The sequence below is a fragment of the Archaeoglobus neptunius genome, assembly GCF_016757965.1.
In the GTDB taxonomy this organism is placed as follows: Archaea; Halobacteriota; Archaeoglobi; order Archaeoglobales; family Archaeoglobaceae; genus Archaeoglobus; species Archaeoglobus neptunius.
Window position 1 is genome coordinate 99,233 of record NZ_JAEKIW010000003.1, and the last position, 25,096, is coordinate 124,328.

Consider the following 25,096-nt stretch of genomic DNA (forward strand, 5'->3'; position numbering starts at 1 on the left):
AACCCGCATCTTTCCCTCAACATATGAAGGTTGCACACACACCCGATGCCGACGATGCCTTCATGTTCTACGCCATGACTCACGGAAAGGTTGAAACATGGCTGGAAATCGAACACGTGATTGAGGACATCGAAACCCTCAACAGAAAAGCTCTTAAAGGTGAATATGAGGTTACCGCACTCTCAGCTCACGCTTACGCTCTTCTTGACGAAAAATACAGAATTCTGTCTGCTGGGGCTAGCGTGGGAGATGGATACGGGCCAATTGTTGTTGCAAAGAAGGAGATGAAGCTTGAAGGTAAGAGAATAGCTGTACCGGGAAGCTACACCACTGCCAGCTTGCTGCTGAAGCTTGCAGTAGACAATTTTGAGGTCGTTGAGATGACCTTTGACGCAGTAATTGATGCCGTGCTTAGTGGCGAGTGTGATGCGGGACTGCTGATCCATGAGGGTCAGATCACCTACAGAGACTACAACCTGGTCTGCCTGCTTGATCTCTGGGACTGGTGGAAGAGTGAGACTGGAGGTCTGCCGTTACCTCTTGGCCTCAACGCAATCAGAAGAGATCTGCCTGATGACATGCAGAGGGAGTTTCTGAGGGTATTGAGGGCAAGCATAAATTACGCCCTTGAAAACGTTGATGAGGCCATAGATTATGCTATGAAGTTCTCGAGGGGCCTGGACAGAGAGAGGGTGAGGAAATTCGCACTGATGTACGTTAACGAATACACCTACAAAATGCCGGAAAGTGTTGTTAAAGCTCTTGAACTGCTTTACAATATGTCTGAGGAGAAAGGGATCCTCAAAAAACCAAAACTAGACATTTTAGAACAGGAAATGGCTTGAAGTTAAGGCGTAGTGTATAAAATCAAGTCCGAACAGAGCAACGAGGATGGCTAGTGCAAAAAGCAGAGATCTGTATATTTTAAGACTGAAACTGCTCAGAGACGTCACGTGGGCAAGAAGAATCAACCATGCGAAATCCAGCCATACGTGACTGACATACAGAACAACAATTCCGGCCATCCCCCACAAGGAAAGAGCTTCCCTTATAAGGCTTGCCCCTACACTGGCCCACCAAGCTATGAAAAACGGATTGAGTGCGGTTAGGCCGATTCCCGTTAGAAAAGGTGATGACGCTTTGCCCCAATCATCAAGCGATTTAACCTTAATTGCGCTTTTTGCTGTGAGATAGCTGAAAAAGAGCAGCATTATTCCACCAAAAAAGCTGAGCATCGCTGCCACATCTTTTCTTGTTAAAACTGCGGCAACACCCAGTGCGATGAGCACAACCAGAGGTAGCTCAACCACCGCATGCCCCACACTTATCCAGAATCCGCCCCTCCATCTGTACTTCAAACCGCTTGCAGCCGTTGCTGCGGTAAGCGGACCGGGAGCCAGAGCACCCGACGTACTTATCAGGACAACCTTTAAAACAAAAGATAACATTATAAAAAATTGATTATTATTCTTCTTTCCTCAAATCCAGGCCGTATTTCTCTGCGTTTTCATCGGCGAATTTTTGCAGAACCTCAATCATTTCTCTGCCTCTTTCATGAGTAAAAAGGTGTCTGAATCTCCTCTGAAGCTTGAGATACTCTTCAACTGGCTTCCTGTCCTTTATCTTTTTCACTGAGGTGAGCTTTCCGTATTCGTACTCAACCAGTGGATAAAGGCCGGTTTCAACAGCAAGTCTTGCAACCTTGATGGACAGGCTACCATCAATTCCCCAGCCGGTAACACAGGGCGAATGGATCTGGATGTACTTTGCACCTTCAAACTTTACAGCTTTCTTAACTTTTCTTCTGATGTCGGAAATGTACCCAACTGAAGATGACGCTACATAAGGAATGCCGTGTGCAACAGCAATGGATATCATGTCTTTCTTTCTACCAACCTTGCCCGGTAGAACTCTGCCCGCCGGAGTTGTGGTTGTTGACTCGCCGGGAGGTGTTAAGCCACTCTGCTGATGTCCGGTGTTCTGGTACGCCTCATTGTCAAGACAAATGTAAAGAATGTCGTGATTTCTGTCGAAAGCGCCGCTGAGAGTTCCAATACCAATGTCTGCGGTAGCACCGTCTCCCGCAAAGACCACCACGTACCCCTCATCCTTCCTTTTCATCGCTCTTAAAGCAGCCTCAACACCCGCTGCCACGGCTGCTGCATTCTCAAAGAGAGAATGAATGTACGGTACGTTCCAGGCATTCTTTCCGTACTGCGAGCTTATGATTTCCAGACATCCTGTAGAGTTGACAGCAAAAACCTTTCCCTCGAGAACATTCAGAACAGTTTTGACCGCTATGGGCAAACCGCATCCAGGACAGGCTCCATGTCCGCTGCCGAAAAACTTCACGGTATCACCTCCTCAAACTCGTGATATCCCTTGAATGCAAACCCTGGTTCCTCTCTGCCTTCAGCGACATCTCTTATCAGTTTCTCAAGGAAGTCCTTTGGCATATCTCTTCCACCCAGCCCTACAGCGTATGAGTAAATTTCCGCCGAGCTGTGCCCGTAAATTGCAGACTTCAGGTCGATGGAGACCGGCCCTTCATACCCGAAGCTAACCGATCTGTCCAGAACTATCACCTTTTCTGCATCCTTCAAAGCATCTCTGAGTTCTTCAACCGGGAAGGGGCGGAAAGTTCTTATCTTGATCAGACCAACGCTCTGACCCTCTCTCCTCAACTCCTCAACAACTTTCCTGAGCAGTCCCACAACAGATCCCATAGCTACGACGAATATCCTGGAATCCGGGAAGTCAACAGCGATATGCCCTCCCCAGTCTCTACCCGTAAGCTCCCCCCATTCCCTATACACTTCAGACATTACTTCTTTTGCCCTCTCCATTGCCTGCTGCATCGCAACTCTGAGTTCCATGTAAATGTGCGGTGGTGCGTAGCAGCCGAATGCGAGAGGTTTTTTGGTGGTCATGTAGGCTGCCGGCTCGTAAGGTGGGAGAAAACTGTCCACAGTCTCCTGATCAAGCAGGTCTATTGGCTCATACGCATGCGTGAGCTTGTATCCGTCCATACAAACCATAAAGGGCAGCAGCACTCTTCTGTCCTCAGCAACCTTGTATGCCTGCGGAACCATATCATGGGCCTCCTGATTGTTCTCAACGTAAACCTGCATTATACCTGCATCCCTCATTGCCATACTGTCCTGATGATCGTTCCATATGCTCAGAGGGGCCGAGAGAGCTCTGTTGGTATTCACAAGAACTATTGGTAGTCTCATACCAGCAGCATTGAAAAGCACCTCACTCATCAGTATCAATCCCTGACTGCAGGTTGCCGAAAAAACTCTAGCTCCCGCCGCTGAAGCCCCAACGAGCGTACTTGCAGCTCCAAATTCAGATTCCGCTGTGATATACTCCGCATCACCGAGCTCGCCGTTAGCGTACATTGCGGCAAGATTTTCCACGATTTCTGTCTGAGGGGTTATCGGATAAGCGCAAATCACGTTTGGTTTGCAGAGTTTAACCGAGTAGGCTACTGAGTAAAAGCCTCTAACAACTTTCCTCATTCTACCACCTCAGCATACCTCAAATTTGAATATATCCTTCAGCTCCATCTTTATCGCCTCAAATGGGCAGACTGACGAGCAAATTCCGCATCCCTTGCAGTAGTCATAATTTACAACCGCATACTTTTCATCGTTGAACTCTTTGACCTCTATACACGAATCGGGGCAGTACTGCTCGCAGGTCTTGCACCCGGTGCATTTTTCCCTGTCAATGACGGGATAATGGGTGCCCCAATCCCCGGTTTTCATTTTTTCAGATTGTATCGGTTCAGAAATTGCTCCAAGATTGATTTTGAGCTTCATCTGCACACCTCCATCATATACCTGTAGGCATCTTCAACAAGTCTGGCATTTTTCTCCGCCAGTTCCCCCCTGAACCACTCATTAACAACCTCGATGAGAGTCTCCAGAGATACAACTCTTGTGGCCCCTCCAAAAGCTCCCACCATTGTGGTGTTTGTGATCGGCCTTCCAAGAACCTCCATTGCCATTTTTGTGGCGTTAATCGTGACCGCCTTTATCCCAAGCTCATCAGCTTTCAGCTCGGCTTTGAGATCCTCACTGCCCTTGGGATAATTTGCGATCAGCATTCCGTCTTTCTTCAGTCCGGCCACAACGTTAACAGTCTCCATAACGGTTGGATCTAGAACAACAACGTAATCCGGATTGTAAACCTCATCTCTCGCAACAATTGGCTCATCAGAAATCCTGAGGAATGAAACTACCGGAGTTCCCCTCTTCTCTGCACCAAACATCGGGAATGATAGGGTATAATAGCCCTCCTTAAACCCAGCAACCGCAAGAAGGTCGGCTGCCGTTACAGCACCCTGTCCTCCTCTTCCGTGAAATCTCACCTCAATCAGAATTTTAACCACCCCTTTCAATGCAAGAAAATGGGAAATAAAAAAATTTTGTTTTCGCTCTTATCGGGAATAGACTCCGTAAATTTCGCCATACTGCAATACGTGATTTTCTATTGCTTTTAAAAGCTCTTCTCGACTGAAATCTCCATCGAGAGTGGTGTCAATTGCGAAGACCCTGAAATAGTATCTGTGAACTCCGGAAGGTGGGCAGGGGCCGCTGTATCCAATTTTGCCGAAATCATTTTTACCCTGAACCATCCTGACAGGCCCGATCACTTCTTTTGATTTCGGAATGTTTTCCGGAATTTCATTAACAACCTGTACGTTCCAGGCAATCCAGTGCGTGAAAACTCTTCCGGGAGCATCCGGGTCTTCGCAAATTATGACGAGGCTTTTTACATTCTTGCCAAGTCCATCAATGTACAGGGGTGGAGAAACATCCTCTCCATCGCATGTGTACTTTTTGGGAATCCTATCCCCATTGCCGAAGACCGATCTCACGGTCAGGGTTTTCTGATAATGCTTTTCCTGAGTGCATCCAGCCAAAGTTAGGGCAACAAGAATTACGAGGACCAGCACTCTCCTCATATCGAAAAATATCCCGGACTCTATAAGTAAATTGGGTTGAGCATCTCAGGACATGAAAAACTGTGTGATATATCGCAGAGCGGTGAATATCACAACGACAAATAGGATCAGCCTTATAAGCCGCTCCGGCATGTACCTCTGGAATCTTGCTCCAAAGTAAAGTCCGAAAAATCCACCAATACCAAAGAGTATACCCGTGGTGAAGTCAGGAGGATAGCCAAGGTATGAATAGCTCACAACTCCAACAACAGAGGTGAGAAACGTGCCCATCAGGTTTGCGCCAGCAATGGTGTAGGTGGGAAGTCCAAAGAAGCTCACAAAGAAAGGGGCAAGTATTGCCCCGCCTCCAATTCCATAGATTCCCCCGACCACACCCACAACGAAAGAAACGGCCAGGGCTATGATGGGAGAAAAGGAGAACTTTTCTCCCCAGAACTCGTACACTATCTCTCTGAAGCTGACACTAACGTTTCTCACTACCGCATCTCCTGGAATTCCTGCACTGAGCAACCCTTCCTTGGCCTCACCGAATTTTCTGTCTATCTTCCTGATTCTGATGTCCGGTTTCACCACAGAAAACGCTATCCTGCTTGCAAGATACAGCAGAACGCATCCAACAAAAAGCTTGAACAGTTTTGGATCCAAAAACAGGTGTACCCTCAAAACAGCACCGAGAAAAACTCCCGGCAGAGTGCCTGAAATTACAATCAAGACGAGTGGCCATGCCATCCTCTTCTCCACCGTATATCTGTAAACACCACTCGGAATTGCGAGCAAATTGTAAACGAGATTGGTTGAACTCACATTTGGTGTCGTAAATCCAAGGACGCTCATCTGGAATGGCAGGAGGAGGAATGCCCCGCTAACACCTGCCGGTGCCATGAAGAAGGCCAGAATGAATGATACCAGAGGTAAAATCAGATATTCCTCCATAAACGGTGTTCCGGAAGAAGCTCATAAGCCTTTCGTTCTATCTCCTGAATTTCAGAAACAGAAAAAGAAGGATTGTCGCCAAAGCTAAAAGCAGCAACAGATACTCATATTCAAAACCCTGTGCGGCTCCAGCGATTTTCACTCGCTTTTCCGCTGCTGCAAATAGGAGCTTGGGTTTTTTCATAACTCTTATTGCAGCAAAGGCCATTAAGGAAATAGCAGCAGTTACTATGGATACTGCTGAGACTGTCTTCTCAACCTTCACAGTCTTTCTGCCCCTCTCTGTAATCCTGTAGTAAACCCATTTTCCCCTTTCCATCCTCTCCACAAGCCCTGCTTCATACAGTCTGTTCAGATGATAACTTACTGTCGTCTTTGAATAGCCGGTGAGTTTTGCTATTTCGGATATCGTAAATGGCCTCTCTACGAGTTTGGATAGAATCTGGACTCTTGTAGAGGTGAAGATCTCAATCACACTGAGAGTAGCCGGATGCAAAAAATAATTTTTTGGTTTTGTTTTATTTAATAAAACTTCCAATTGAAATTACTCCCAAAGAAGCAAGAAGAACTATCAAACCCGCAATACAGATTCCGGCAAAGATTGATACTAACGCTCTGACCCTGTTAAGTCTCAGCAGAAAGGCCATCAGTACACCCGTCCAGGCTCCTGTTACGGGTAAAGGCATGGCCACGAACATCACAAGACCAATATACCCGTATTTTTCAACAATGGCCTTCTTTCTCTCGACCCTTTCAACTATCTTCCTGTAAAATGCATCTAAAAATCCTATTCTGGTGGCCACCCTTATCATATAGTCAAGAAACATCAGGAGAAAAGGAATGGGCAGGAAATTGCCGGCAAGAGCAAGTAAATAGGCTTCAAAGGGATCAAAGCCATAATAAAGGGCAAGAGGCAAACCTCCCCTTATTTCTGAAATCGGAAGGGCAGAAACCAGAAGCACATTAAGGACTGAATTCACTTTCAATCCCCCTGACAATATTCAGCAATGTTTCATTCACAGGGCAGTGAACGCCAAGCTCTTTCCCTTTCCTTACTATTGCACCGTTTATGAACTCAATCTCAGTCTTCCTTCTTCTTTCAAAATCCTGCAGCATTGATGACCTATTGCTGGCGGTCATTTCCGCAACCCTTCTGACCTCACCCACAGCATCGAACTCGTACCCCATTCTTTTCATCACCTCTCCCCCTTCTTCAGCCACAGCCCTAGAAACTTTCCACAGGTACTCGTTCTCCACAATTCTGCCATTTCTCACTCCGCAAATTGCAGTTACGGGATTGATTGCAGCATTCACCACAGCCTTTGCCCAGATTCTGAACCTGATGTTATCAACCGCCTCACAGTTCATTCCAGCTTTCTTTAAAATCTCAGCGACCTTCAATGCATCCTCACTCAATCTACCATCGAGCTCACCAACGTAGGTGAAACCTTCACCGGCGTAAATCACATGGCCGAAATCTGCAAGATTTGCCGCATAGCTTGTCACTCCACCCAGAACTTTTTCGCAGTATTTCTGAAGAATCTCCTCGTTACCAACACCATTTTGAAGACTGCACACGATTCCGGGGTTTACTTCAGACAGCATTTCAGCCGCTCTTTCCGTGTCGTAGGCCTTAACGGTCACAAAGGTAATCTCGGCATCTTCAGGTCTGCTGGACACGTTAACCTTCATGGTCGCCTCCATAAGACCGGAGACCTTCAATCCAGATTCAAGAGCTTCAAGCTGCCTGCCTCTCGCAACAAACAGCACATCAAAACCTGAAAGGTGAAGTATAGCCCCGACAAGTGATCCAAGAGCCCCTGCACCCATTATCTGTATCTTCATCAAACTGCAATCTGCACAAAGAATATTAACCTGCCGCCTACTGAATGCCATGCAGGTTACACCCTGGGATGTCGAGGGAGTCATAGATTACAACAAACTCATCAGGGATTTCGGGATGCAGCCCTTCAGCGAGGTACTGGATGAGATTGATGAGCCGCACATTCTGATGAGGAGGGGAGCAATTTTCGGTCACAGAGACTACTGGAGGATTGTAAACGCCATGAAGAAGGGGATACAGTGGGCAGTCATGTCCGGATTCATGCCCTCAGGCCACCCGCATTTCGGCCATAAGATGACGATGGATGAGATCGTATGGCATCAGAGGGCCGGCGGGAGGGCTTTTGTTGCGATTGCAGATATGGAAGCTCACGCTGTCAGAGGACTGAGCTGGGAAAAAACAAGAGAGATCGGGCTGGAGTACATCAAGTCCATAATCGCCCTCGGGCTTACCAGAGAATCTGTAATTTACTTCCAGTCGAAAAGCAGCTACGTAAAGGATCTCGCATTTGAACTCTCAGCAGAGGTTAATTTCAGCGAGTTAAGGGCCATTTATGGATTCAACGGTGACACGAAGCTTGCCAAGATGTTTATAACCTCGATACAGGCTGCTGACATTCTTCATCCCCAGCTTTCCGAATTTGGTGGCCCGAAGCCGGTTGTCGTTCCGGTTGGTGCCGATCAGGATCCCCACATGCGTCTTACCAGAGATCTCGCTGCAAGAGCAAGCATATTCTCTTTCGAGCCGATAGAAGGCGGATTGAGGATCAGAAGCCGAAAGGGGAAGGTATATCTGGAAGCCCTGTCCGAAATGCCCCTCGAGGTCAGGTTTTATGAAGAACATGCAGACATTTTTGGTGAAAGGGATGAGATTGAGGAATTCGTCAGGGAGATCGAAGTGAAACTTGGCGGTTTTGCCTTCGTTCCTCCTTCCTCTACCTATCATCGCTTTACCACAGGACTGACAGGAGGGAAGATGAGTTCAAGTAAGCCTGAAAGTTACATCTCTCTGCTGGATAAGCCCGAGGATGGGGCCAGAAAGGTTATGAAGGCTTTCACCGGTGGAAGAGCTACGGCAGAGGAACAGAGGAGGTTGGGAGGACAACCTGAGAAATGCGTGGTATTCGAGCTATACAGCTACCACCTAATCCAGAGTGACGAAGAGCTAAGGCAGATTGAATCAGACTGCAGAGAGGGGAGACTGCTGTGTGGAAAATGCAAGAGGCTTGCATCTGAGCTGGTCAAAAATTTCCTTGAGGAACATCGGGAGAAAATTGGAGAGGCTGAGGGGATGCTGGAGGATTACTTCATTATAATGTGATCAAACGTCGATCCTGAGGTCCTCCACATAAACTCCCTCTCCTCTGTCTACATAACCCACAACTGAACCGTCACAGAGATTTAGCACCTTATCTACCTCTTCTTCAGGCAGAATGACCATGAAACCCATTCCCATGTTGAATGTCCTGTACATCTCATCCCTGTCAACATTGCCAAGCTCCTCGATCAGCCTGAAGATCTTATGGGGCTTCACAGGCTTGTCTATGACGTATTTGACATCACCTTTCAGCCTTCGGAGTTTCATAACACCACTCCCGGTTATGTGAGCAAGGCCGTGGACACTGCAATACTTCACGATTTCAAGAACCTCCATGTAAATTCTGGTGGGGGTTAAAAGCTCTTCTCCGATAGTTTTCCCGTTAAATTTGTCTGTATAGCTTATTCCGCTCTGCTCGATAACCTTTCTTGCCAGTGTAAGTCCATTGCTGTGTATACCACTGCTCGGTATTGCCACAATAACATCTCCGGGCAAAATTTTTTGCCCTGTGATTATACTGTCTTTCTCCACGATACCAATCGCCGTTCCGGCCAAGTCAAACCCCCTCACTATTTCAGGCAGTGTGGCCGTTTCACCACCAAGCAGAGTTATATTCGCAATTCTGCACCCCTCTTCAAGCCCTTTGGCTATCTCCGCCATAATCCACTCATCTGGCTTTTCTATCGCTATGTAGTCCACCATGGCAAGGGGTTCAGCAGCTATGGCGAGCAAATCATTAACGTTCATTGCCACACAGTCAATTCCTATTGTGTCAAACTTCCTCATGGCCTCTGCAACGAGAATCTTGCTACCTACTCCGTCAGTTGTGATTGCAATGCCAAAATCTCCACAGTCAATAACCCCTGCATAATGAGACGTCAGTATGGGCTGCCCGAAACCCCTTCTCACGAATTTCACAACTCTTGCAAGAGATCTGATTGCTTTTTCCTCCTCCTTGACATCAACTCCTGCCTTCGCATAATCGAACTTTGGCATGAATCAACTCAGAAACTCTTTTTAAAATATTGCCTATCCTCTATGTGGATCTTGAAGAGGTTGTTGAACTTATGGAGAGGGAGGCAAAGAAAAGGGGGGCAGCAGTTTACACTCTTAAAAGTAATATTAAAACGCCTTTTCAGCATCTTGTCGCAGCCTTGCTGAGTTCAAGAACGAGAGACGAGGCTACGGTTCAGGCCGTCCAGAAGTTGTTTTCGAAAGTTAAGACGCCTGAAGATATCGCCAAAATGGATGAGGACGAGATTGCCGACCTAATAAAGAGTGTTGGATTTTACAGGGTTAAGGCAAAAAGACTGAAGGAGCTGGCAAAAAGGCTGATTGAAGATTACAACTCAGAGGTGCCACTCGAGTTCGATGAGCTTGTTAAGTTACCCGGAATTGGGAGAAAGTCTGCCAACGTCGTACTGGTGTACTCCGGGATTCCCACCATACCCGTCGATACACACGTTCACCGCATTTCAAACAGACTTGGACTTGTCAGGACAGCAAAGCCTGAAGAGACTGAGAAAGAGCTTAAGAAGATTTTTCCAGTTGAGATGTGGAGCAAGGTAAACAGAGCCTTTGTGGGATTTGGCCAGACCGTATGCAGACCCCAGAAGCCCTTATGCAATGAATGCCCTTTGTTGAACATCTGCCCAAGAAAGGGATTAGATGAACAGTGAAATTCTTGTCCTGCTGGTTCCACTGCTTTTCAGCATCCATCAGATCTTCGTCAGACTCGGTAGCGGTGAAACGGACACAATGAGTGGGGTCTACATCAGTCTTCTGGCCTCAACATTAATTTTTCTCCCATCTCTGCTAACTCCGACTTTTGATCCTCAATTCCTCCTCTTCATGATCCTCGCCGGGGTTCTCCATTTCTTCATCGCACGAATGTGCTTTTATCATGCCATTGCCAGAATTGGAGCCAACCTGTCCGCTCCACTATCCGCCACAAGAGTCTTTTTCGCAGCATTTTTGGGGACGTTCCTGGGAGAAACCTTAACCCCGAGAATAGCGCTGATGTCCTTTTTGATTTTTTCAGGAATAGTCCTTCTCTCAAGACCCAGAGGTAAAGCCGATTATGTCGGCATAGCTCTCGGGGTTTTGACAGGATTCTTCACCGCGCTGTCCTCATTTCTAGTTAAGTTTGGTTACAAAGTTGAGTACAACCCCCTGTTCGGTATTTTTGTCGGATTTGCCGTATCCACACTTCTGATGTCTTTGCTTGTGGGCAAAAATCTCTCAAAGCATGGTTTGAGGTGGTACATCGCAGCCGGGATTACTGTAGGATTCGGCCATCTGGTAAGATACACGGTCCTGGTTGATTTGCCTGTGACCGTGGTTGAACCCATAACAAGCGCCTATCCCCTCTTTACCGTTTTACTCACCTTCATTTTCCTCAGAGAAAAAGAGGTTTTCACAATTCCATCCATCGTCGGGACCCTCCTAATTTTGACCGGCATCTATTCCTACTACTTGGGATAAGTTTATATTTATATACCAACTCCCTAAAGCGATGGAGGCGAGAGAGGTACAGGTTTCCCTGAGCAGAGATCTCTCATTTTTCGATATCACTATGATAGGGATTGCAGGAATGATTGGTGCCGGAATCTTTGCCCTCACCGGCATAGCTGCCGGAATAGCCGGACCTGCAATACTTCTTGCCTTCTTCCTGAATGGTATAATCGCAACACTTACAGGTTTAGCTTATGCGGAACTCGGTTCGGCAATACCTCAGGCCGGTGGTGGTTACCTCTGGATTAAAGAGGCTATGGGTGATTATGCTGGTTTTATGGCCGGATGGATTGACTGGGCAGCCCACACGATAGCCTGCGCTCTTTATGCCGTAACTTTCGGTGCATTTTTCGCTGAAATGGTCGTTCACTTTATCGGCATCGCCGCTCCGGCACACCTCCTCTCCAAAATTTCCGCCCTCGCCATGGTTTCTTTTCTGGCTTATGTGAACTACAAAGGAGCCAAAGAGAGCGGCAAGCTTGGCGGAATGGTTACTTTACTGAAGGTGCTGATCCTTGTGGTCTTTGCTTTATTCGGCATATACCGCATGCTCACCTATCCCGACTGGATGGATTCGTACAGGCCCTTCATGCCCACCGGCATTTCAGGTATTCTGGCAGCCATGGGATTGACGTTCATAGCCTTTGAGGGTTTTGAGATAATAGTCCAGAGCGGTGAGGAGGTTAAAGATCCCGAAAGAAACATTCCGAAAGCAATAGTTGTCTCTCTCTGGGTTGCTGTTGGAATATACATCCTAGTTGCATTTTCACTTCTCGGAGCGGTCAAAGCCGATGTGCCGAGCTGGATGTATCTGGGCAGGCTGGCCGAACTGAGCCTGGTTAGGGTGGCCGATACCATAATGCCCCTCGGTGGATGGATGATCCTTGCTGGAGGACTGATCTCAACAGTGAGTGCGATGAATGCAACGATCTACTCCTCATCGAGAGTTGTTTTCGCCCTTAGCAGATCGGGATACCTCACCAGAGCACTGTCTAGAATAAACGAGAAAACACGAACACCCCACTATGCAATATTTTTCAGCTATGTCATAGTTGCGGTAGCCTCTCTTGCCCCTATTGAGACCGTGGCATCTGCAGCCAGCCTTATGTTCCTCTACCTGTTTCTTTCCGTAAATGTAGCCCTTGTGGTTCTGAGATTGAGGAGACCGGACATAAAAAGAACCTTCAGCCTTCCACTAGTTCCAGTTCTCCCTCTCATCGCCATTGTTTTCCAGATAATAATCGCCTACTTCCTGATTTCACAGATAGAACATGGACTGACAGTTTTCCTTATGACTGCAGTGTGGATGTTCTTCGGCTCTCTGGTTTACTATGCATACTCCGAGAAAGAGCTGGAGAAGAGAGAGGAAGAAGAGGTAATGACCGTTTTTAAGGAAATACCGATTGACAAGAAGAAGTTTGTTGTGCTTGTACCCATTGCCAATCCGGTGATAGCCAAGAAACTTGTAAGATTTGCGGAACTGATCGCAAGACAGAGGGATGGAGAGGTTGTTGTCATGAACACGGTTAAACTTCCCATACAAACGCCGATCTCAACTCCAGCGAAGGATGTTAAAAATGCAAAGGAGATGGTGGAAAAATTGATGAACCTCAGTGTTCCGGCAGGTGGTGTGGTTACTGTTAGCCACAATATTGCAGAGGCAATTCTCACTGCAGTCGATGAGTGGAAAGCGGATATGATAGTTATGGGGTGGAGGGGAAGAACATTTCGCAGGGATGTTGTCCTGGGAAGCACGATAGATCCAATTTTGATGAAGGCGAAGTGTGACGTGGTGGTTGTGAGATTCGAGCCCGGAGAGAAGATGCCCGACTTCAAAAGAATTCTCATTCCAACCGTGGGTGGTCCGCATGCAAAGCTCGCATGCGAGATAGCACGGGATATTGCAGCAGAGAGAAAGGCCAAGATCAAACTGCTTTATGTGGGAACCTCGGAAAAAGAGATGGAAAAGGCGGATTTGGTATTCAAAGAGGCTATTAAGGAACTTGAGGGATTGAACGTCGAGACTGAATTTGACGTGAGCAGATCTCCATCGGAAAGAATTGCAAGAGAGGCCGAAAATTTTGACCTCACCATCATAGGCGCTTCCGAAAAAACCTTCCTTCACAACTTCCTTCTTGGCCTATTCCCAGAGAAAGTTGCGAGAAAAACGTCCAGAACTGTTGCAATGACGAGGAAATGGGTGAGAATTATCTGATTTTTTACACCGTCAAAACGCAGTAAATTATAATAGCCATTGAGAGAGTGATTGCTATGCTCCCTGACGTTCAGCTTTTAAAACCTGAAGTGCCAATTGGACTGAGCAGAGTTGGAGCCACCGGTATAAAAAAGCTTGTTGAAGTTCAGAGAGAAGGAAAGAGGCCCATCATACTCATATCATCCTTTGACGTTTTTGTTGACCTTCCCGCTCACCTAAAAGGTGTTAACCTCAGCAGAAACTTCGAGGTTATTGACGAGGTTATAGAAACCCTCACCTCACAGCCAATTGAAAACATTGAGGATCTTGTGGTGGAGGTGGCAAAGAATCTGCTCGACAGACACGAGTACGCAACGAACGCAGAGGCTAAGATGACCGCTGAACTCATAATGCGAAAAAGAACTCCAAAAACGAGGCAGAGAACGCAGGAGGTTGTCAGGATCTTTGGTGAGGCAAAGATATCGAGAAATGGAAAAAAGCTTGTGTTTGTTGGTGTGGAGGTTACGGGGATCACTGCCTGTCCATGTGCCCAAGAACTGGTAAGGGCAAGATCCGCTGAAAGACTTGCAGAGATGGGCTTTGATGATGATGCAATCCAGAGAATACTTGACGCTGTTCCGGTTGCATCCCACAATCAGCGAGGAAGGGCGATGCTGAAAGTTCAGGTAACGGATAGCTTTAAGGTTCCGATTGCAAAGCTCATCGAGATAGCCAAAACGTCTATGAGCTACGAGACCTTCGAAATTCTCAAAAGAGAGGACGAGCTCGAGGTCGTTGAAATGGCACACCGCAATACGAGGTTTGTTGAAGACGGAGTTAGAATTATGGCATGCAATTTGCTCAAAGCTTTCCCTGAAGCTCCTGATAACGTGCTCGCTTTCCTCAGACAGGAGAATGAGGAGAGCATACATCAGCACAATGTTGTGGCCGAGAGATACGCAACTTTTGGAGAGCTAAGAAATGAAATTGGCTCTGCTGGTACTGCTGCTGACAGCCCAAATCCTTGAAGTCTGCCCCAACCCCTACGGGAGCGATGATGCAGAGTATGTGAAATTTTACTGCAACTCCTCCTGTGTTCTTACCGACGGTGAAGGTAAAGTTGAGGCCGGTAAAGGGCTCCATGTTGCCGCCAGGAATCCTGAAGAGTTCGAGAGACATTTTGGTGCGAAAGCCGACATCCAGCTCCCACGTAGCCTGGCCCTTTCGAATCGAGGGGAAGAGATATGTGTAAACGAGGACTGTTTTCGTTATGGACGTGATATCCGAGTTCTCGACGACGGAGTTGTGTATTACCGAACATCGGGTGGGTGGGACTTCAGATACGAGGACTGGACCAATTTCACATGCATAACAGAAAATGTTAAAGGAAGGCTGATAATAACTCCAGCGGACTTCAACCTGGGAGATGGATGGATCGTTGCCTCATACACCTTTTCATCCCCCATAAGACCTGCAAAACTCTATGTTGATGGAAATCCACCCTCCTTACCATGCAGAGAACTAAAAATTTCTCCAGCAGTGTTTCTATCCTCCAGCTCATACAGGCATTTCCATTATAAATTTGCTATAAGGGGTGACAGAGTCGTGATAACAACAGAAAACTGGCAGTTCACGAATAAGGGATACATAGTTGAGTTTGAAAGCAAAAACGTTTCGACAGCACTGCACAATCTACTGAAAAACGACGAAAGATATGCTGGAAAAAATCCTGAATACTGCTCCGAATGGAGATACAGGAAAGGTGAGGGTGGTAGGGCTTTAAATTTCAGGGCAAACTTAACACTTTTTATCCTTCCAGACTGCAATCCGGTACTTGATTTTATCTCCTCTGCAAAAAACCGTCTGTATATCATAGCACCATATATGAATCTGAAATGGTATTCCGATCACGGAATTCTGAATGCAATAAAAAAGGCAAAGGTCAATGGCTCCAGAGTAAGGATTTTTCTGGATGAAAGGTACGCAGATGATAAAACTTTGAAAATTCTGAAAGAGGAAGGGGTTGATATAACATTGCTGAAAAACCTGCACGGCAAGGCGGTGGTTTCAGATGACAGAGTTCTCATCACATCCGCAAACATGAATATGTTTGGACTGAAGCTAAACAGAGAAATTGGAATTATTATAAGCAGCAAAAAAGTTTCAGATTTCGTTGTAAATGACATTGAAAGTGGAAGCGGTACTGTGATACTTCCAGACCTTATCATTTCTCTTACAGCTTTCGTATCCTCTGCAGCTATCTTCATTCGATTCAGAATGAAGGATAAGCTTTAATTATCACCTATAACAAGATAAGGTGAGGTGTCAGGATGGGATTAATGATCGCTCTCAGAAAAAGGTTCGGATTCATACTGAGACTGTTCTTTAAAAAAGATAAAATGAGGATCGGTATTTACGGCCCTCCAAACGCCGGAAAAACAACTCTTGCCAACCGTATTTTAAGAGACTGGACCGGAGATATTATAGGCTCGCCGAGCGACGTTCCGCATGAGACGAGGAGGGCGAGGTTAAGGGAGGGTGTAAAAATCGAGGTTGATGGCAAGTCTCTAACGATAGATATTGTTGACACCCCGGGCCTGGCCACAAAGATAGATTTTCAGGAGTTCCTTAAGTACGGGCTTGAAGAGGAGGAAGCAAGAAGAAGAGCAAAGGAGGCTACGGAGGGCGTTATTGAGGCAATAAAATGGCTTGACGATCTCGATGGTGTGCTGCTGGTTATGGACGCTACCGAAGATCCGTTCACCCAGGTAAACGTGACCATCGTCGGAAACATGGAGGCAAGAAAGCTTCCTCTGCTGATCGTTGCAAATAAAATAGACCTGCCCACAGCCTCACCGGCAAGAATCAAATCTGCATTCCCGCAGCATCCTGTTGTGCCAATTTCAGCGTTGAAGGGCATTAATATAGATTCCCTTTACAAGGCGATGGCCGAGAGGTTTGGCTAAGGTGGTGACGATGGAAGGAGTTCAGATGAATTTAATATCTAAGGATATGCTCGAAAGAATGCCTTCAATGGAGAAACTCAGAATGATTCTTGACAGTGTTAAAGAGGGAAAAATCGTCGTTCTCGAAACAGGACTTACTCCCGAGGAGGAGGCAAAGCTCATCGAAATGACCATGCTGGAAATCGATCATGAAAAATTCATAGGAATCGAAGTAGAATCATATCCTGCGAGGGAGGAGTCATTTCTATCGAAGCTTTTCGGGAAAAGGAAAGGCAGATTGACCGTAATAGGACCGGCAAACAGACTGAAAACTCTTGAAAAACAGGAAGATGTTATTAAAGCTCTTGTTCAGATTTAGTGGTAACCATGCCCCACAGATGTACAAAGTGCGGCAAGCTGTACCCGAGCGGGGACATGAGGATACTCAACGGATGTGAATGCGGAAACAACAAGTTCCTGTACGTTCCTGAGAAGCGGGAGGTTGAACCGGTCGAGGTTGAGCAGGAGATTACGAGAGAACTGACAGAGATGGGGATAGAAACCGTGAGAATTATCTCTCCCGGAAGATATGAGATAAACATCGAGAGACTTCTACAGGGAGAGGGGATAGTTATAGCACTTCAGGAGGATGGCAGATATATCATACACCTGCCATCTTTATTAAAAAAGAGAGGACAGAAAAAGTTTAAATAACTAGATTTTCAGGTTGTTTGAAATGAGGTTATTCGATGCAGAATTTTGGAAGCTTGTATCTGATAAATCTCTTGCTGCCATTTACATAACAGATGAAAATGGAAAGGTTCTTTACGTGAACGACATCGTTGTGAGAGCTACCGGGTACACGAAAGAGGAGATCTACAGAATGGAGAGCATATTTGACCTTTCTCATCCCGAGGACAGGGAGGATCTGATCAGGAGATTTAGGGAAGTTTCAGGAGCCGAGCCTCTGTTCTACGAGTCCCGGTATATAACAAAGGATGGCAGAGAGAGGTGGGTGTGGGGATACACAGTAGCGGTTGAGTTTGCAGGGCAAAAATTCATAATAGGAAACTGGATTGACGTCACCAGAGCCAAGAAGCTTGAACAACGACTTAAGGAAAGTGAAGAATTCTACAAAACCCTCGTAGAAGACTCTCTAACTCCGATATACCTCATACAGGATGGGGTGATGGTTTACGTAAACAGGGCTTTTGAGGATGCAACGGGCTACAGAAGAGAGGAGATAATAGGAAAGAGCCCCTTTTTTATAATCCACCCCGAAGACAGAGAAATTGTACAAAAAAGGTATCTGGAAAGGGAAAAAGGGCTCAGAGAGACCGAAACATATAGCTGGAGAATTATAACCAAAAGCGGGGACGTTAGGTGGGTTACGGCAAGACCGGGTAAGGTAACCTACAGGGGTAAACCTGCAGTTGCTGCCACTGCAATCGATACAACGGAAATTTACCTGCTTACAGAAGAGTTAAAGAGAAGGGGTGAGTATCTGGCTTTCCTGAACAAGGTTATGCGGCACGATATAGCCAACGCAATAACTGCAATCAGAATCTCGATTGAGATGGTCATGGAGTCTCCGGAGCGTGCAAAAAAGATGCTGCCGCTTGCCATGAAAAAGGCAGACTACATCATAAAACTTATCAATGACTCGAGGGAGCTTGAAAAGGCTCTTGAAGAGTTGAAACCAGTTAATCTTGCCGACATCGTAAGAGAACTCCTTGAGGTCTACAGGGATAACGATATATCAGCAAAAATCGAAGATGTTGTGGTTATGGCCAATGAGGGGATCAGAACCGTGATAAACAACATCATTCACAACGCTCTTGTCCACGGCAGATCCGGAGTTAAAGTTGAGGTATGTTCAAATGAGAAAAACGGGATTGTGAGAGTGTCTGATCTCGGAGATGGTATTCCCGACGAATTGAAGGACAAAATCTTTGAGGAAGGGTTCACGACCGGAGAGGGGACGGGTCTGGGACTGTACATCGCCAGAAAAATAGTTGAAATATACGGGGGAAAAATCGAAGTAAAGGATAACGTACCAAAGGGATGCATCTTTGAAATAATAATACCTAAAAATTAAAATGGGAGAGTGAGTGCCTCGGTAGGACACACCTTTGTGCAGGCTCCGCAGTGCACGCACTTCTCAGCTTCAACAATAACTCTCTTCTCACCATTGAATTTCAGTGCCTCGGTAGGACAGATGCTGATGCATGCTCCGCAGTGCACGCACTTCTCATCGTCCTTCTGGACGGCTCCGACCAGCTCAATAACGTCTACTCCCTGGGTTTTCAAAATTTCTTCAACTTCCTTTGCCTTTTCGTCTTCAACCTCTATCAGAATCTCGCCCCTTCTCGCCCCCACAGATGCCCTCAGTATGTTTATGAGAGCACCTGTTTTGAGTGTTGTTCTGGAGAGCACAGGTTCCGTAACAGTTCTCGAATCAAAGTGAAGAACCATTCTCATTTCTATCACCTCGCAAGCAGTCTGCTCAGATCTTCACTTGTAACAATTCCGAGCACATTTCTCTTTGAGTCCACAACTGGAAGTGCCGAGATGCTGTTTTTCTCCATTTTCCTTGCTGCGATCTCAACAGGCTCCTCTGGAAACGTCACCACAACATTTTTTGTCATGACTTCTGAAACTGTGCCTGCCTTCTTCAGAGCGACGGCCTTTGCGACATCCCAGGATGTGACTATTCCTATAAGCTTGCCATCCTTCACGACCGGCAGGTGATTAACGCCCTTTTCAATGATAAGTTTTGCAGCATCCTCTATACCTGTATCAGGTGAGATTGTGAAGGCCTTAACCATCACACTCTTCACGACTCTGATCTCCCTCTGCCTCATAGGTTTGAAGACTTCTTCCCGCGGAATTCTGTCTACAGGACTCGTAAGCAGAAACTCACCTTTCTCTATCTGCCTTTTGAGCTCATTCATTATCCTTTCTGCCATGTAGAAACTCGACAACGGGGACGTTCTCACTTCCTCCCCGTTTATCTCAACCTTTCCGCTTATAAGCTCCTCATAGGTCACCTTTCTTACAACGGGCCTTCCCCTTCTTGCAACTCCGAAATCGAGTATTTTCGTTTCAATTTCACTGTTCCTAACTGCAGTAAACTTTGCCATTTCAGCATCCAGTATCGGAATTGGAATGCCTATACCCACAAATAGAGTGGCACCATATCCCGGGAAGTACGCACCTTTCATGTACTCCGGGTCCATTTCCCTGAGATTTCCTTTCACCATCAGTGTACCGTACGGTGGAGCGTGCTGAGTCCCTTCCCCGATAACGTATCCCTTGGCACCGCACAGGAATATCCTTGTTCCCACCCCAATTGTACGGTATTCCGGATCGTTATTCAGCGGAGAGATCTCTCCTGTTCCGGCAAACGTTACATTCCCGAAGTTCGGGAGAAGTGTTCCCATGTAAGTTCTCAGAATTCTGTTTGAGCTGTTTGTGGCTGCATTATACCTCTGATAGGCATTTCTCGGATTCAGCATTACTGCCTGATTCACGTCATCCAGAGAAATTTCAGTGACAATCTCTTTTCTGGGATAACAGTCCGTTCCGTATGCTGTAGCTCTCAGCTCAACCTCCTTGCCCTCAACAAGCGTCTCGATTACATGCCCTCCTCCGTAGCCCTCTTCAGTTTCGGAAAGCTGGGTTGCTCCGAGATAAGCATCAACGGCAGCGACACCTGTATATGCCTCAACATCGTTAAGCCAGACTCTTTGCATTTTTATCGGAGGATCGGAATGGCCAAAATTGAAAAACGCACCGCTCGAACACATTGCACCAAATGTTCCGGTTGTGACCACATCCACCTCCTTTGCTGCCTGCTCCGGACCAAGTTCAGCAACAATTTCCTTCATTTCCGCCGCTGTGACAACCCTTACATTTCCCTCTCTGATTTTCTGGTTTATCTCCTCTACCGACTTGACCATGCTACTCCTGATGACGTCCAAGTATATAAATGTTTGTAATCTGAAATCAGTGTTAAATTACAAATAGTAATAAAGAAAATGAAAAAATATAATTATTTTTTAATTCCATAGAAATCATACCACCCTCCTCTGCTCCCCGGCTTCAGCTTCTTGTCGCCGATATACCCAGAAAGCACCAGCTTTTTCAGCGTGTTTGGCGGAGCATAGTGCTTCTCTTTCGTCTCTTCGTAGAGATACTCGGCTATGTGCAGCGCTGTATCCAGGCCTATCAGGTCCATCAGCTCAAACGGTCCCATCGGGAAGCCAAAGGCAAGTCTGCACATTTCGTCAATTTCTCTAATTCCGCCAATTCCCATCTCAAAAAGTCTCACCGCTTCAACAAGCCACGAATTGATGAACCTAGTTGTGAAAAATCCCGGACCGTCTCCAGCTTCAATGGGTATCTTTCCAAATTTCCTCGACAGCTCAACGGTCAGGTCAAATGTTTCATCAGAAGTTAAAGCGCCCCTCACTACCTCAATCAGCTTCATCACCGGAGCGGGATTGAACCAGTGCATTCCTATAAACCTGTCCTTCCTATCAACGGCAGTTGCCAGATCGGATATCATTATTCCAGAAGTGTTGGAAGCAATTATCGCTTCCGGCTTGCAGATTTTGTCAAGCTGCGAGAATATTTTCTTTTTCAGATCTGCATTCTCCGTAACAGCCTCGATGATGAAATCTGCATCTTTAAGACTGTCAAGAGACGTTGAAGTCTTTATCCTTGCCATGCACGCCTTTGCATCTTCTTCACTCATTTTTCCTTTCTCAACAAGTCTTTTCAGCCCGAAGGGTCCGGACTCAATCAGTTCCAGTGCTTTTTTCAGAACCTCCTCGCTGATGTCGACCAGTACCACCTCATATCCCGCCTTTGCTGCAACCTGAGCAATTCCATGCCCCATCACTCCAGCACCAACAACTCCAATAACTTTAACGTCTTCCAGTTTCAAATCACCACCTCCTCTGAAATTTCAACTTATTAAAAAATACTTAAGGCTTCTTGTTTTTTTAAAAATTACATTCAGGTCAGGAAAGGATTAAGTATGCAAAACTGAAAATTAACCAATGGACTTCGGCCTACCACTGATTGCAGCTTTTGCAATTGCATTCGCAATAGGATCGAACGACACGAGCAATTCATTCGGAATCTGTGTTGGATGCGGATTGCTCACAATCAGAAGGGCGGTTTACATTCTCTTTATTCTCGTGCTGCTGGGATTTCTGTTTGGCGGGGGCAATGTGATGCAAACAGTTGGCGGAAAAATTGTCGAGCTGAACGGAGTGATCGTTTCCATCTCCCTCATGATATCTTCTGCAGCAATTGTGGTGGCAAATTACCTACGTACACCAGTTTCAAGTCATCAGGCCATAGTTATGAGTCTGATAGGCTCGGCCTTTGCACTGGGGAGGGAAATTGACCTATCAACCGTAACCAAGATAATTTTATCCTGGATAATATCCCCATTTGGTGCCCTTGCAATCTCCATTCTCATTTACTGGATTATGGAGCGCACCCTTTCTGGAAAACCTGCTCTGAAGGTTGAGAGAATTTTGAGGGTGTTTCTGCTGATTGGAGCCTCGGTAATCGGTTTCAATACAGGCGCTAATGAGCTCGCAACAGCCCTAGCTCCAGCAATATGGTTCGGAACTATGAGTGTTCTTGAAGGGGCCGTGGTTGGAGCCACAATGCTATTTTTGGGAGCGTGGTTTATCAGTGCGAGAGTTGCTGAGTCTGTTGGAAAGGGAATTACGGCTCTCGACCCATTTTCCGGTTTTGCTGCACAGTTCGCAGCGGGACTGACAGTTTTACTTTTCACGTACCTTGGTATGCCTGTGTCCACAACATACTGCACCGTGGGCTCGATTACGGGTGTAGGGCTGTACAAGGGATTCAAGGGGGTGAGATTCGCTTTTCTGAAAAGAATAATACTGAGCTGGATCTTCACCCCATTTACCGCATTTTTCATCAGCTTCGCAGTTACAATTGCCGTTTCTCAATTAACCGCCTGAACCTCATTGCATCGTCAAACATGTGGATGTTGTTGAACATCACATAGCCGTCCTTATCTACCATCTCCGCCAGCTTTTCAAGTTCCTCATCCGTATACTTGTGCTTGTAATTAAAACCATGGAGCCTGAAGTAAACAATCTCACCGTAAAGCTGACTGACAACAAACGGATCGACGACATGTACCAAATCCAGCTCCCTGCATGTTTTCTCGATGCTCTCTTCCCTCCATCCTCTCGGTTCAAAACCGAAGATGAAGTCCCTCTCGATGCAGTTAAAGAAGTCGCGCATGTTCTGCATGTTCTCCGCACTGTCCTTGAAGCTTTTTGGCGTCTGAAACAGTATGAATTTCGCTCTCAGAATTTTCGCAATGTTCCTTGTTACCTCCCAGGCTTCAAAAACCTCTCTGATTGGTTTGAAGAAGCCGCAATCTACCGCTTTAATCTTTGCTTTTCTGAAAGTTGGACTGGTTGGGGGATGCGTGATCACCTGCCACGCCTTCACCGTGAACTCGAAGTTTTCGGGGGCCATTTTTCTCCATTTTTCTGCAGTCCTTTCCGATGGGGGTTTGTAAAAGGTTTTTTGAACCTCCACCACTTCGAATGTCTGAAAATACCTGCTCATTCCAGTGGGAAATCCGCAACACCCAACCTTAATGACCATAATGCACATACACACCAATCTTAAAAACATTGTCAACTGATAACCAAAAGATATATATGCTTTGAAATTTATTTGCTCCCATGGATTTTCTCACGAATCCGGACAGATTCATGGAAAGGCAGAAAAGCGGAAGGTTTCTCTTACCGGTTTCCATTGTTGCCATCTCTGCCGTGATATCATCGGCAACATCTTACGTTTTAATCCCGACGGTGGTTGAGGTCCTCAAAAAACAGCTCCAGGGAGCGGGCATTACGGGACAGCAGTTGGAGGCAGCGATTCAGATCACACAGATCAGCATGATTATTTCTCCTTTCATCGTGACTTTCATTGGCTGGCTAGTTATCTCTGCAATTCTGTACGTCATATCCGGGATTCTTGGAGGAAACGGCAGTTTCTCGGACCTCACCAAGCTTGTGGCTTTTAGTTATATACCAGCTATAATCCTCAGCCCTGTGACATCCTATCTGGCAGTTGAGCAGACAAAGTACGCCCTTGCAGGAATTAAGGCCTATGCAATACCAACCGCCATTCTCACCATCTCTGTTGCTGCCTGGCAGGCTGTCTACTGGGCCTTTGCTGTCAAACATGCGAGAGATCTCGAACTCAGAAAGTCTGCAATGGCCAGCAGCATCGTTTTCATTGGCTACCTGTTACTGACTGCGTCCTCTCTGGTTTTCTCAGCTCTTTCAGGGACTCCCTAACCGACTTGTTGAAGGCTATTTCCCCTATTGACTTCATGTGTCTGCAGGCACTGAGTATTGTTTCCAGCGCCAGCCTGTAGTACACACTTCCCTTCATATTGCTCAGCAGTGTTTCTTCCAGCTCCTCAAGGTCTTCAATCGACTCCTCTGAGAGGGAAACATCCGAATTGAAGTAAGCGTTGGACAGCTTTTCGAAAGCCATTTTCAACTTTTCAAAGTACTTTTTCACCTCTTTAAGCTCATCAGACTTCATCTCTACTGCGTATGTGGAGAAATTGTACAGTGCATCTGATATCTCTTCAATCAGCTTTGCCACAGTTCTGATCCCGAGAATTAACCTTAATTCGTTCCATTTTGATGGACTGGAAAACTCCCTCACAAGTCTGTGTTCCTGTCTTACAGCCAGTAGATAAAGTCTGTCAGAATCTTTTTCTAGATTTTCAATATCTCTGAGGGCTTCTCGATCCCTCCTATCAATCCCATCAAGAATGGTCGCTATCATGCTCTGGATGATCTGCGTCATTCTCCGCACTACACCGTATACATCAAAGTCTGTGGACGTGAGGCACTTCAAAACAATCCTGCCTTCACTTGCATCTATAATCTCCATGCCGATTAAATCCTTGACGATTTCGCCCATTCTGCTTACAGCCCTTGCATTTATCTTCCTGTCGGTTATCACAATTTCATCAATTCCCTGAAGGTAAAGGGCATATATGAACCTCCTGACAAACTTCTCATCAAGACTAGGAAGCTTGTCAATCTGAACGCTGGTGATCCTCGCAAATTCTCTGAAACTTTTTGGGTAGAGTGTGATTACGCTGTCCTCAACCTGAAGATAGATATCATCACCCTGCTTCAGTTCGTTCAGCTTCACCCAGTTCTTGGGCAGACTGACCATGTAACTTGAACCGCCTATCAACTGAAGTTTCCTAACCTCCATTGATACATATGCATTTTAAAGGGTTAAAATACGTTTTCCTTTTCAAGTGTCATACTCTT

Annotated in this window: 29 protein-coding genes; 13 read left to right on the plus strand and 16 right to left on the minus strand. The window is 46.3% G+C overall.

The features are described from left to right. The first annotated feature begins 23 nt into the window (after nucleotides 1–23). The gene (locus tag JFQ59_RS02880; RefSeq protein ID WP_202318909.1) at nucleotides 24–845 is read left to right on the plus strand and encodes a menaquinone biosynthesis family protein; all 822 of its coding nucleotides are present in this window, start codon (nucleotides 24–26) and stop codon (nucleotides 843–845) included. Here JFQ59_RS02880 and JFQ59_RS02885 read toward each other — a convergent pair. From JFQ59_RS02885 to JFQ59_RS02930, 10 genes are read right to left on the minus strand one after another with little or no spacing between them, the layout of a single operon-like run. Further along, complete coding sequence (locus tag JFQ59_RS02885; protein ID WP_230972238.1) at nucleotides 825–1,448, minus strand: LysE family transporter; 624 nt, start codon at nucleotides 1,446–1,448, stop codon at nucleotides 825–827. The genes JFQ59_RS02880 and JFQ59_RS02885 overlap by 21 nt on opposite strands. 16 nt (nucleotides 1,449–1,464) lie before the next feature. Beyond that, on the minus strand, nucleotides 1,465–2,352 hold the full coding sequence (locus JFQ59_RS02890) for a thiamine pyrophosphate-dependent enzyme (protein WP_202318910.1): 888 nt from the start codon (nucleotides 2,350–2,352) through the stop codon (nucleotides 1,465–1,467). Beyond that, complete coding sequence (locus tag JFQ59_RS02895) at nucleotides 2,349–3,524, minus strand: transketolase C-terminal domain-containing protein (protein ID WP_202318911.1); 1,176 nt, start codon at nucleotides 3,522–3,524, stop codon at nucleotides 2,349–2,351. The genes JFQ59_RS02890 and JFQ59_RS02895 overlap by 4 nt, the downstream gene beginning before the upstream one ends. Nucleotides 3,525–3,533: 9 nt before the next feature. Further along, nucleotides 3,534–3,827, minus strand: coding sequence for a 4Fe-4S binding protein (locus JFQ59_RS02900; RefSeq protein WP_202318912.1), 294 nt, complete (start codon nucleotides 3,825–3,827; stop codon nucleotides 3,534–3,536). Further along, nucleotides 3,824–4,399, minus strand: coding sequence for a pyruvate ferredoxin oxidoreductase subunit gamma (locus JFQ59_RS02905; RefSeq protein ID WP_202318913.1), 576 nt, complete (start codon nucleotides 4,397–4,399; stop codon nucleotides 3,824–3,826). Before JFQ59_RS02905 ends, JFQ59_RS02900 begins: the two co-directional genes overlap by 4 nt. A 48-nt stretch (nucleotides 4,400–4,447) precedes the next feature. Beyond that, nucleotides 4,448–4,975 carry a YbhB/YbcL family Raf kinase inhibitor-like protein gene (locus JFQ59_RS02910; RefSeq protein ID WP_202318914.1) on the minus strand — a complete coding sequence of 176 codons (528 nt, stop codon included), beginning with the start codon at nucleotides 4,973–4,975 and terminating at the stop codon, nucleotides 4,448–4,450. 45 nt (nucleotides 4,976–5,020) lie between these two features. Beyond that, the gene (locus JFQ59_RS02915) at nucleotides 5,021–5,908 is read right to left on the minus strand and encodes a sulfite exporter TauE/SafE family protein (protein ID WP_202318915.1); all 888 of its coding nucleotides are present in this window, start codon (nucleotides 5,906–5,908) and stop codon (nucleotides 5,021–5,023) included. Nucleotides 5,909–5,945: 37 nt separating this feature from the next. Further along, nucleotides 5,946–6,383: a winged helix-turn-helix domain-containing protein gene (locus JFQ59_RS02920; protein ID WP_202318916.1), complete on the minus strand. Its 438-nt coding sequence runs from the start codon at nucleotides 6,381–6,383 to the stop codon at nucleotides 5,946–5,948. 43 nt (nucleotides 6,384–6,426) lie between these two features. Continuing rightward, a complete protein-coding gene (locus JFQ59_RS02925) occupies nucleotides 6,427–6,888 on the minus strand; it encodes a COG2426 family protein (RefSeq protein WP_330999831.1) in 462 nt (153 codons plus the stop codon). Then, nucleotides 6,872–7,753 carry a ketopantoate reductase family protein gene (locus JFQ59_RS02930; RefSeq protein WP_230972241.1) on the minus strand — a complete coding sequence of 294 codons (882 nt, stop codon included), beginning with the start codon at nucleotides 7,751–7,753 and terminating at the stop codon, nucleotides 6,872–6,874. The genes JFQ59_RS02925 and JFQ59_RS02930 overlap by 17 nt, the downstream gene beginning before the upstream one ends. 49 nt (nucleotides 7,754–7,802) lie before the next feature. On the opposite strand from JFQ59_RS02930, the gene JFQ59_RS02935 reads away from it, so the two are divergent. Beyond that, a complete protein-coding gene (locus JFQ59_RS02935) occupies nucleotides 7,803–9,071 on the plus strand; it encodes a tryptophan--tRNA ligase (protein ID WP_202318918.1) in 1,269 nt (422 codons plus the stop codon). Here JFQ59_RS02935 and purM read toward each other — a convergent pair whose 3' ends face one another. Further along, nucleotides 9,072–10,064 (minus strand): phosphoribosylformylglycinamidine cyclo-ligase, encoded by a 993-nt coding sequence (purM, locus tag JFQ59_RS02940; RefSeq protein ID WP_202318919.1) that lies wholly within the window; start codon nucleotides 10,062–10,064, stop codon nucleotides 9,072–9,074. Nucleotides 10,065–10,108: 44 nt separating this feature from the next. On the opposite strand from purM, the gene JFQ59_RS02945 reads away from it, so the two are divergent. From JFQ59_RS02945 to JFQ59_RS02985, 9 genes are read left to right on the plus strand one after another with little or no spacing between them, the layout of a single operon-like run. After that, on the plus strand, nucleotides 10,109–10,747 hold the full coding sequence (locus JFQ59_RS02945; protein WP_202318920.1) for an endonuclease III domain-containing protein: 639 nt from the start codon (nucleotides 10,109–10,111) through the stop codon (nucleotides 10,745–10,747). Further along, nucleotides 10,737–11,552 (plus strand): DMT family transporter, encoded by an 816-nt coding sequence (locus tag JFQ59_RS02950; protein ID WP_202318921.1) that lies wholly within the window; start codon nucleotides 10,737–10,739, stop codon nucleotides 11,550–11,552. The genes JFQ59_RS02945 and JFQ59_RS02950 overlap by 11 nt, the downstream gene beginning before the upstream one ends. 31 nt (nucleotides 11,553–11,583) lie before the next feature. Next, entirely contained in the window at nucleotides 11,584–13,797 is a 2,214-nt protein-coding gene (locus JFQ59_RS02955) for an amino acid permease (protein ID WP_202318922.1), read from the plus strand. A 38-nt stretch (nucleotides 13,798–13,835) separates the two neighbouring features. Then, nucleotides 13,836–14,804, plus strand: a complete 969-nt coding sequence (gene mptA / locus JFQ59_RS02960; RefSeq protein WP_407928329.1) for a GTP cyclohydrolase MptA — start codon at nucleotides 13,836–13,838, stop codon at nucleotides 14,802–14,804. Next, nucleotides 14,758–16,071: a phospholipase D-like domain-containing protein gene (locus JFQ59_RS02965; protein WP_202318924.1), complete on the plus strand. Its 1,314-nt coding sequence runs from the start codon at nucleotides 14,758–14,760 to the stop codon at nucleotides 16,069–16,071. Before mptA ends, JFQ59_RS02965 begins: the two co-directional genes overlap by 47 nt. Before the next feature lie 35 nt (nucleotides 16,072–16,106). After that, complete coding sequence (locus JFQ59_RS02970; RefSeq protein WP_202318925.1) at nucleotides 16,107–16,742, plus strand: Era-like GTP-binding protein; 636 nt, start codon at nucleotides 16,107–16,109, stop codon at nucleotides 16,740–16,742. A gap of 10 nt (nucleotides 16,743–16,752) precedes the next feature. Further along, entirely contained in the window at nucleotides 16,753–17,100 is a 348-nt protein-coding gene (locus JFQ59_RS02975; RefSeq protein WP_202318926.1) for a DUF2073 domain-containing protein, read from the plus strand. An 8-nt stretch (nucleotides 17,101–17,108) separates the two neighbouring features. Further along, entirely contained in the window at nucleotides 17,109–17,435 is a 327-nt protein-coding gene (locus tag JFQ59_RS02980; protein WP_202318927.1) for a Zn-ribbon domain-containing protein, read from the plus strand. 22 nt (nucleotides 17,436–17,457) lie between these two features. After that, complete coding sequence (locus tag JFQ59_RS02985; RefSeq protein ID WP_202318928.1) at nucleotides 17,458–18,819, plus strand: PAS domain S-box protein; 1,362 nt, start codon at nucleotides 17,458–17,460, stop codon at nucleotides 18,817–18,819. On the opposite strand, the gene JFQ59_RS02990 is transcribed toward JFQ59_RS02985, so the two are convergent. The 3 genes from JFQ59_RS02990 to JFQ59_RS03000 form a co-directional block, all read right to left on the minus strand. Continuing rightward, nucleotides 18,816–19,202: a 4Fe-4S binding protein gene (locus JFQ59_RS02990; protein WP_202318929.1), complete on the minus strand. Its 387-nt coding sequence runs from the start codon at nucleotides 19,200–19,202 to the stop codon at nucleotides 18,816–18,818. The genes JFQ59_RS02985 and JFQ59_RS02990 overlap by 4 nt on opposite strands. Nucleotides 19,203–19,207: 5 nt before the next feature. Next, the gene (locus JFQ59_RS02995) at nucleotides 19,208–20,683 is read right to left on the minus strand and encodes a homocysteine biosynthesis protein (protein WP_202318930.1); all 1,476 of its coding nucleotides are present in this window, start codon (nucleotides 20,681–20,683) and stop codon (nucleotides 19,208–19,210) included. Between the two features lie 92 nt (nucleotides 20,684–20,775). Further along, complete coding sequence (locus tag JFQ59_RS03000) at nucleotides 20,776–21,672, minus strand: 3-hydroxyacyl-CoA dehydrogenase NAD-binding domain-containing protein (RefSeq protein WP_202318931.1); 897 nt, start codon at nucleotides 21,670–21,672, stop codon at nucleotides 20,776–20,778. Between the two features lie 115 nt (nucleotides 21,673–21,787). Here JFQ59_RS03000 and JFQ59_RS03005 point away from each other — a divergent pair, with 115 nt between their 5' ends. Then, nucleotides 21,788–22,732 carry an inorganic phosphate transporter gene (locus JFQ59_RS03005; RefSeq protein WP_202318932.1) on the plus strand — a complete coding sequence of 315 codons (945 nt, stop codon included), beginning with the start codon at nucleotides 21,788–21,790 and terminating at the stop codon, nucleotides 22,730–22,732. On the opposite strand, the gene JFQ59_RS03010 is transcribed toward JFQ59_RS03005, so the two are convergent. Continuing rightward, complete coding sequence (locus JFQ59_RS03010; protein ID WP_202318933.1) at nucleotides 22,701–23,393, minus strand: DUF72 domain-containing protein; 693 nt, start codon at nucleotides 23,391–23,393, stop codon at nucleotides 22,701–22,703. The two genes, JFQ59_RS03005 and JFQ59_RS03010, sit on opposite strands and share 32 nt — an antisense overlap. An 80-nt stretch (nucleotides 23,394–23,473) precedes the next feature. Between JFQ59_RS03010 and JFQ59_RS03015 the strand changes: the two genes are divergently transcribed. After that, complete coding sequence (locus JFQ59_RS03015; protein WP_202318934.1) at nucleotides 23,474–24,094, plus strand: Yip1 family protein; 621 nt, start codon at nucleotides 23,474–23,476, stop codon at nucleotides 24,092–24,094. On the opposite strand, the gene JFQ59_RS03020 is transcribed toward JFQ59_RS03015, so the two are convergent. Further along, nucleotides 24,030–25,037, minus strand: a complete 1,008-nt coding sequence (locus JFQ59_RS03020; RefSeq protein WP_202318935.1) for a phosphate signaling complex PhoU family protein — start codon at nucleotides 25,035–25,037, stop codon at nucleotides 24,030–24,032. The two genes, JFQ59_RS03015 and JFQ59_RS03020, sit on opposite strands and share 65 nt — an antisense overlap. Nucleotides 25,038–25,096: the final 59 nt, after the last annotated feature.

Coding starts and splice junctions, on each gene's coding strand:
- JFQ59_RS03015 (WP_202318934.1), top strand. CDS start 23,474: ATGGATTTTCTCACGAATCCGGACAGATTCATGGAAAGGCAGAAAAGC.
- JFQ59_RS02970 (WP_202318925.1), top strand. CDS start 16,107: ATGGGATTAATGATCGCTCTCAGAAAAAGGTTCGGATTCATACTGAGA.
- JFQ59_RS03010 (WP_202318933.1), bottom strand. CDS start 23,393: ATGGTCATTAAGGTTGGGTGTTGCGGATTTCCCACTGGAATGAGCAGG.
- JFQ59_RS03020 (WP_202318935.1), bottom strand. CDS start 25,037: ATGGAGGTTAGGAAACTTCAGTTGATAGGCGGTTCAAGTTACATGGTC.
- JFQ59_RS02955 (WP_202318922.1), top strand. CDS start 11,584: ATGGAGGCGAGAGAGGTACAGGTTTCCCTGAGCAGAGATCTCTCATTT.
- purM (WP_202318919.1), bottom strand. CDS start 10,064: ATGCCAAAGTTCGATTATGCGAAGGCAGGAGTTGATGTCAAGGAGGAG.
- JFQ59_RS02910 (WP_202318914.1), bottom strand. CDS start 4,975: ATGAGGAGAGTGCTGGTCCTCGTAATTCTTGTTGCCCTAACTTTGGCT.
- JFQ59_RS03005 (WP_202318932.1), top strand. CDS start 21,788: ATGGACTTCGGCCTACCACTGATTGCAGCTTTTGCAATTGCATTCGCA.
- JFQ59_RS02915 (WP_202318915.1), bottom strand. CDS start 5,908: ATGGAGGAATATCTGATTTTACCTCTGGTATCATTCATTCTGGCCTTC.
- JFQ59_RS02935 (WP_202318918.1), top strand. CDS start 7,803: ATGCAGGTTACACCCTGGGATGTCGAGGGAGTCATAGATTACAACAAA.
- JFQ59_RS02995 (WP_202318930.1), bottom strand. CDS start 20,683: ATGGTCAAGTCGGTAGAGGAGATAAACCAGAAAATCAGAGAGGGAAAT.
- JFQ59_RS02990 (WP_202318929.1), bottom strand. CDS start 19,202: ATGAGAATGGTTCTTCACTTTGATTCGAGAACTGTTACGGAACCTGTG.
- JFQ59_RS02950 (WP_202318921.1), top strand. CDS start 10,737: ATGAACAGTGAAATTCTTGTCCTGCTGGTTCCACTGCTTTTCAGCATC.
- JFQ59_RS02980 (WP_202318927.1), top strand. CDS start 17,109: ATGCCCCACAGATGTACAAAGTGCGGCAAGCTGTACCCGAGCGGGGAC.
- JFQ59_RS02965 (WP_202318924.1), top strand. CDS start 14,758: ATGAAATTGGCTCTGCTGGTACTGCTGCTGACAGCCCAAATCCTTGAA.
- JFQ59_RS02985 (WP_202318928.1), top strand. CDS start 17,458: ATGAGGTTATTCGATGCAGAATTTTGGAAGCTTGTATCTGATAAATCT.
- JFQ59_RS02975 (WP_202318926.1), top strand. CDS start 16,753: ATGGAAGGAGTTCAGATGAATTTAATATCTAAGGATATGCTCGAAAGA.
- JFQ59_RS02900 (WP_202318912.1), bottom strand. CDS start 3,827: ATGAAGCTCAAAATCAATCTTGGAGCAATTTCTGAACCGATACAATCT.
- JFQ59_RS02895 (WP_202318911.1), bottom strand. CDS start 3,524: ATGAGGAAAGTTGTTAGAGGCTTTTACTCAGTAGCCTACTCGGTTAAA.
- JFQ59_RS02880 (WP_202318909.1), top strand. CDS start 24: ATGAAGGTTGCACACACACCCGATGCCGACGATGCCTTCATGTTCTAC.
- JFQ59_RS02930 (WP_230972241.1), bottom strand. CDS start 7,753: ATGAAGATACAGATAATGGGTGCAGGGGCTCTTGGATCACTTGTCGGG.
- JFQ59_RS02885 (WP_230972238.1), bottom strand. CDS start 1,448: ATGTTATCTTTTGTTTTAAAGGTTGTCCTGATAAGTACGTCGGGTGCT.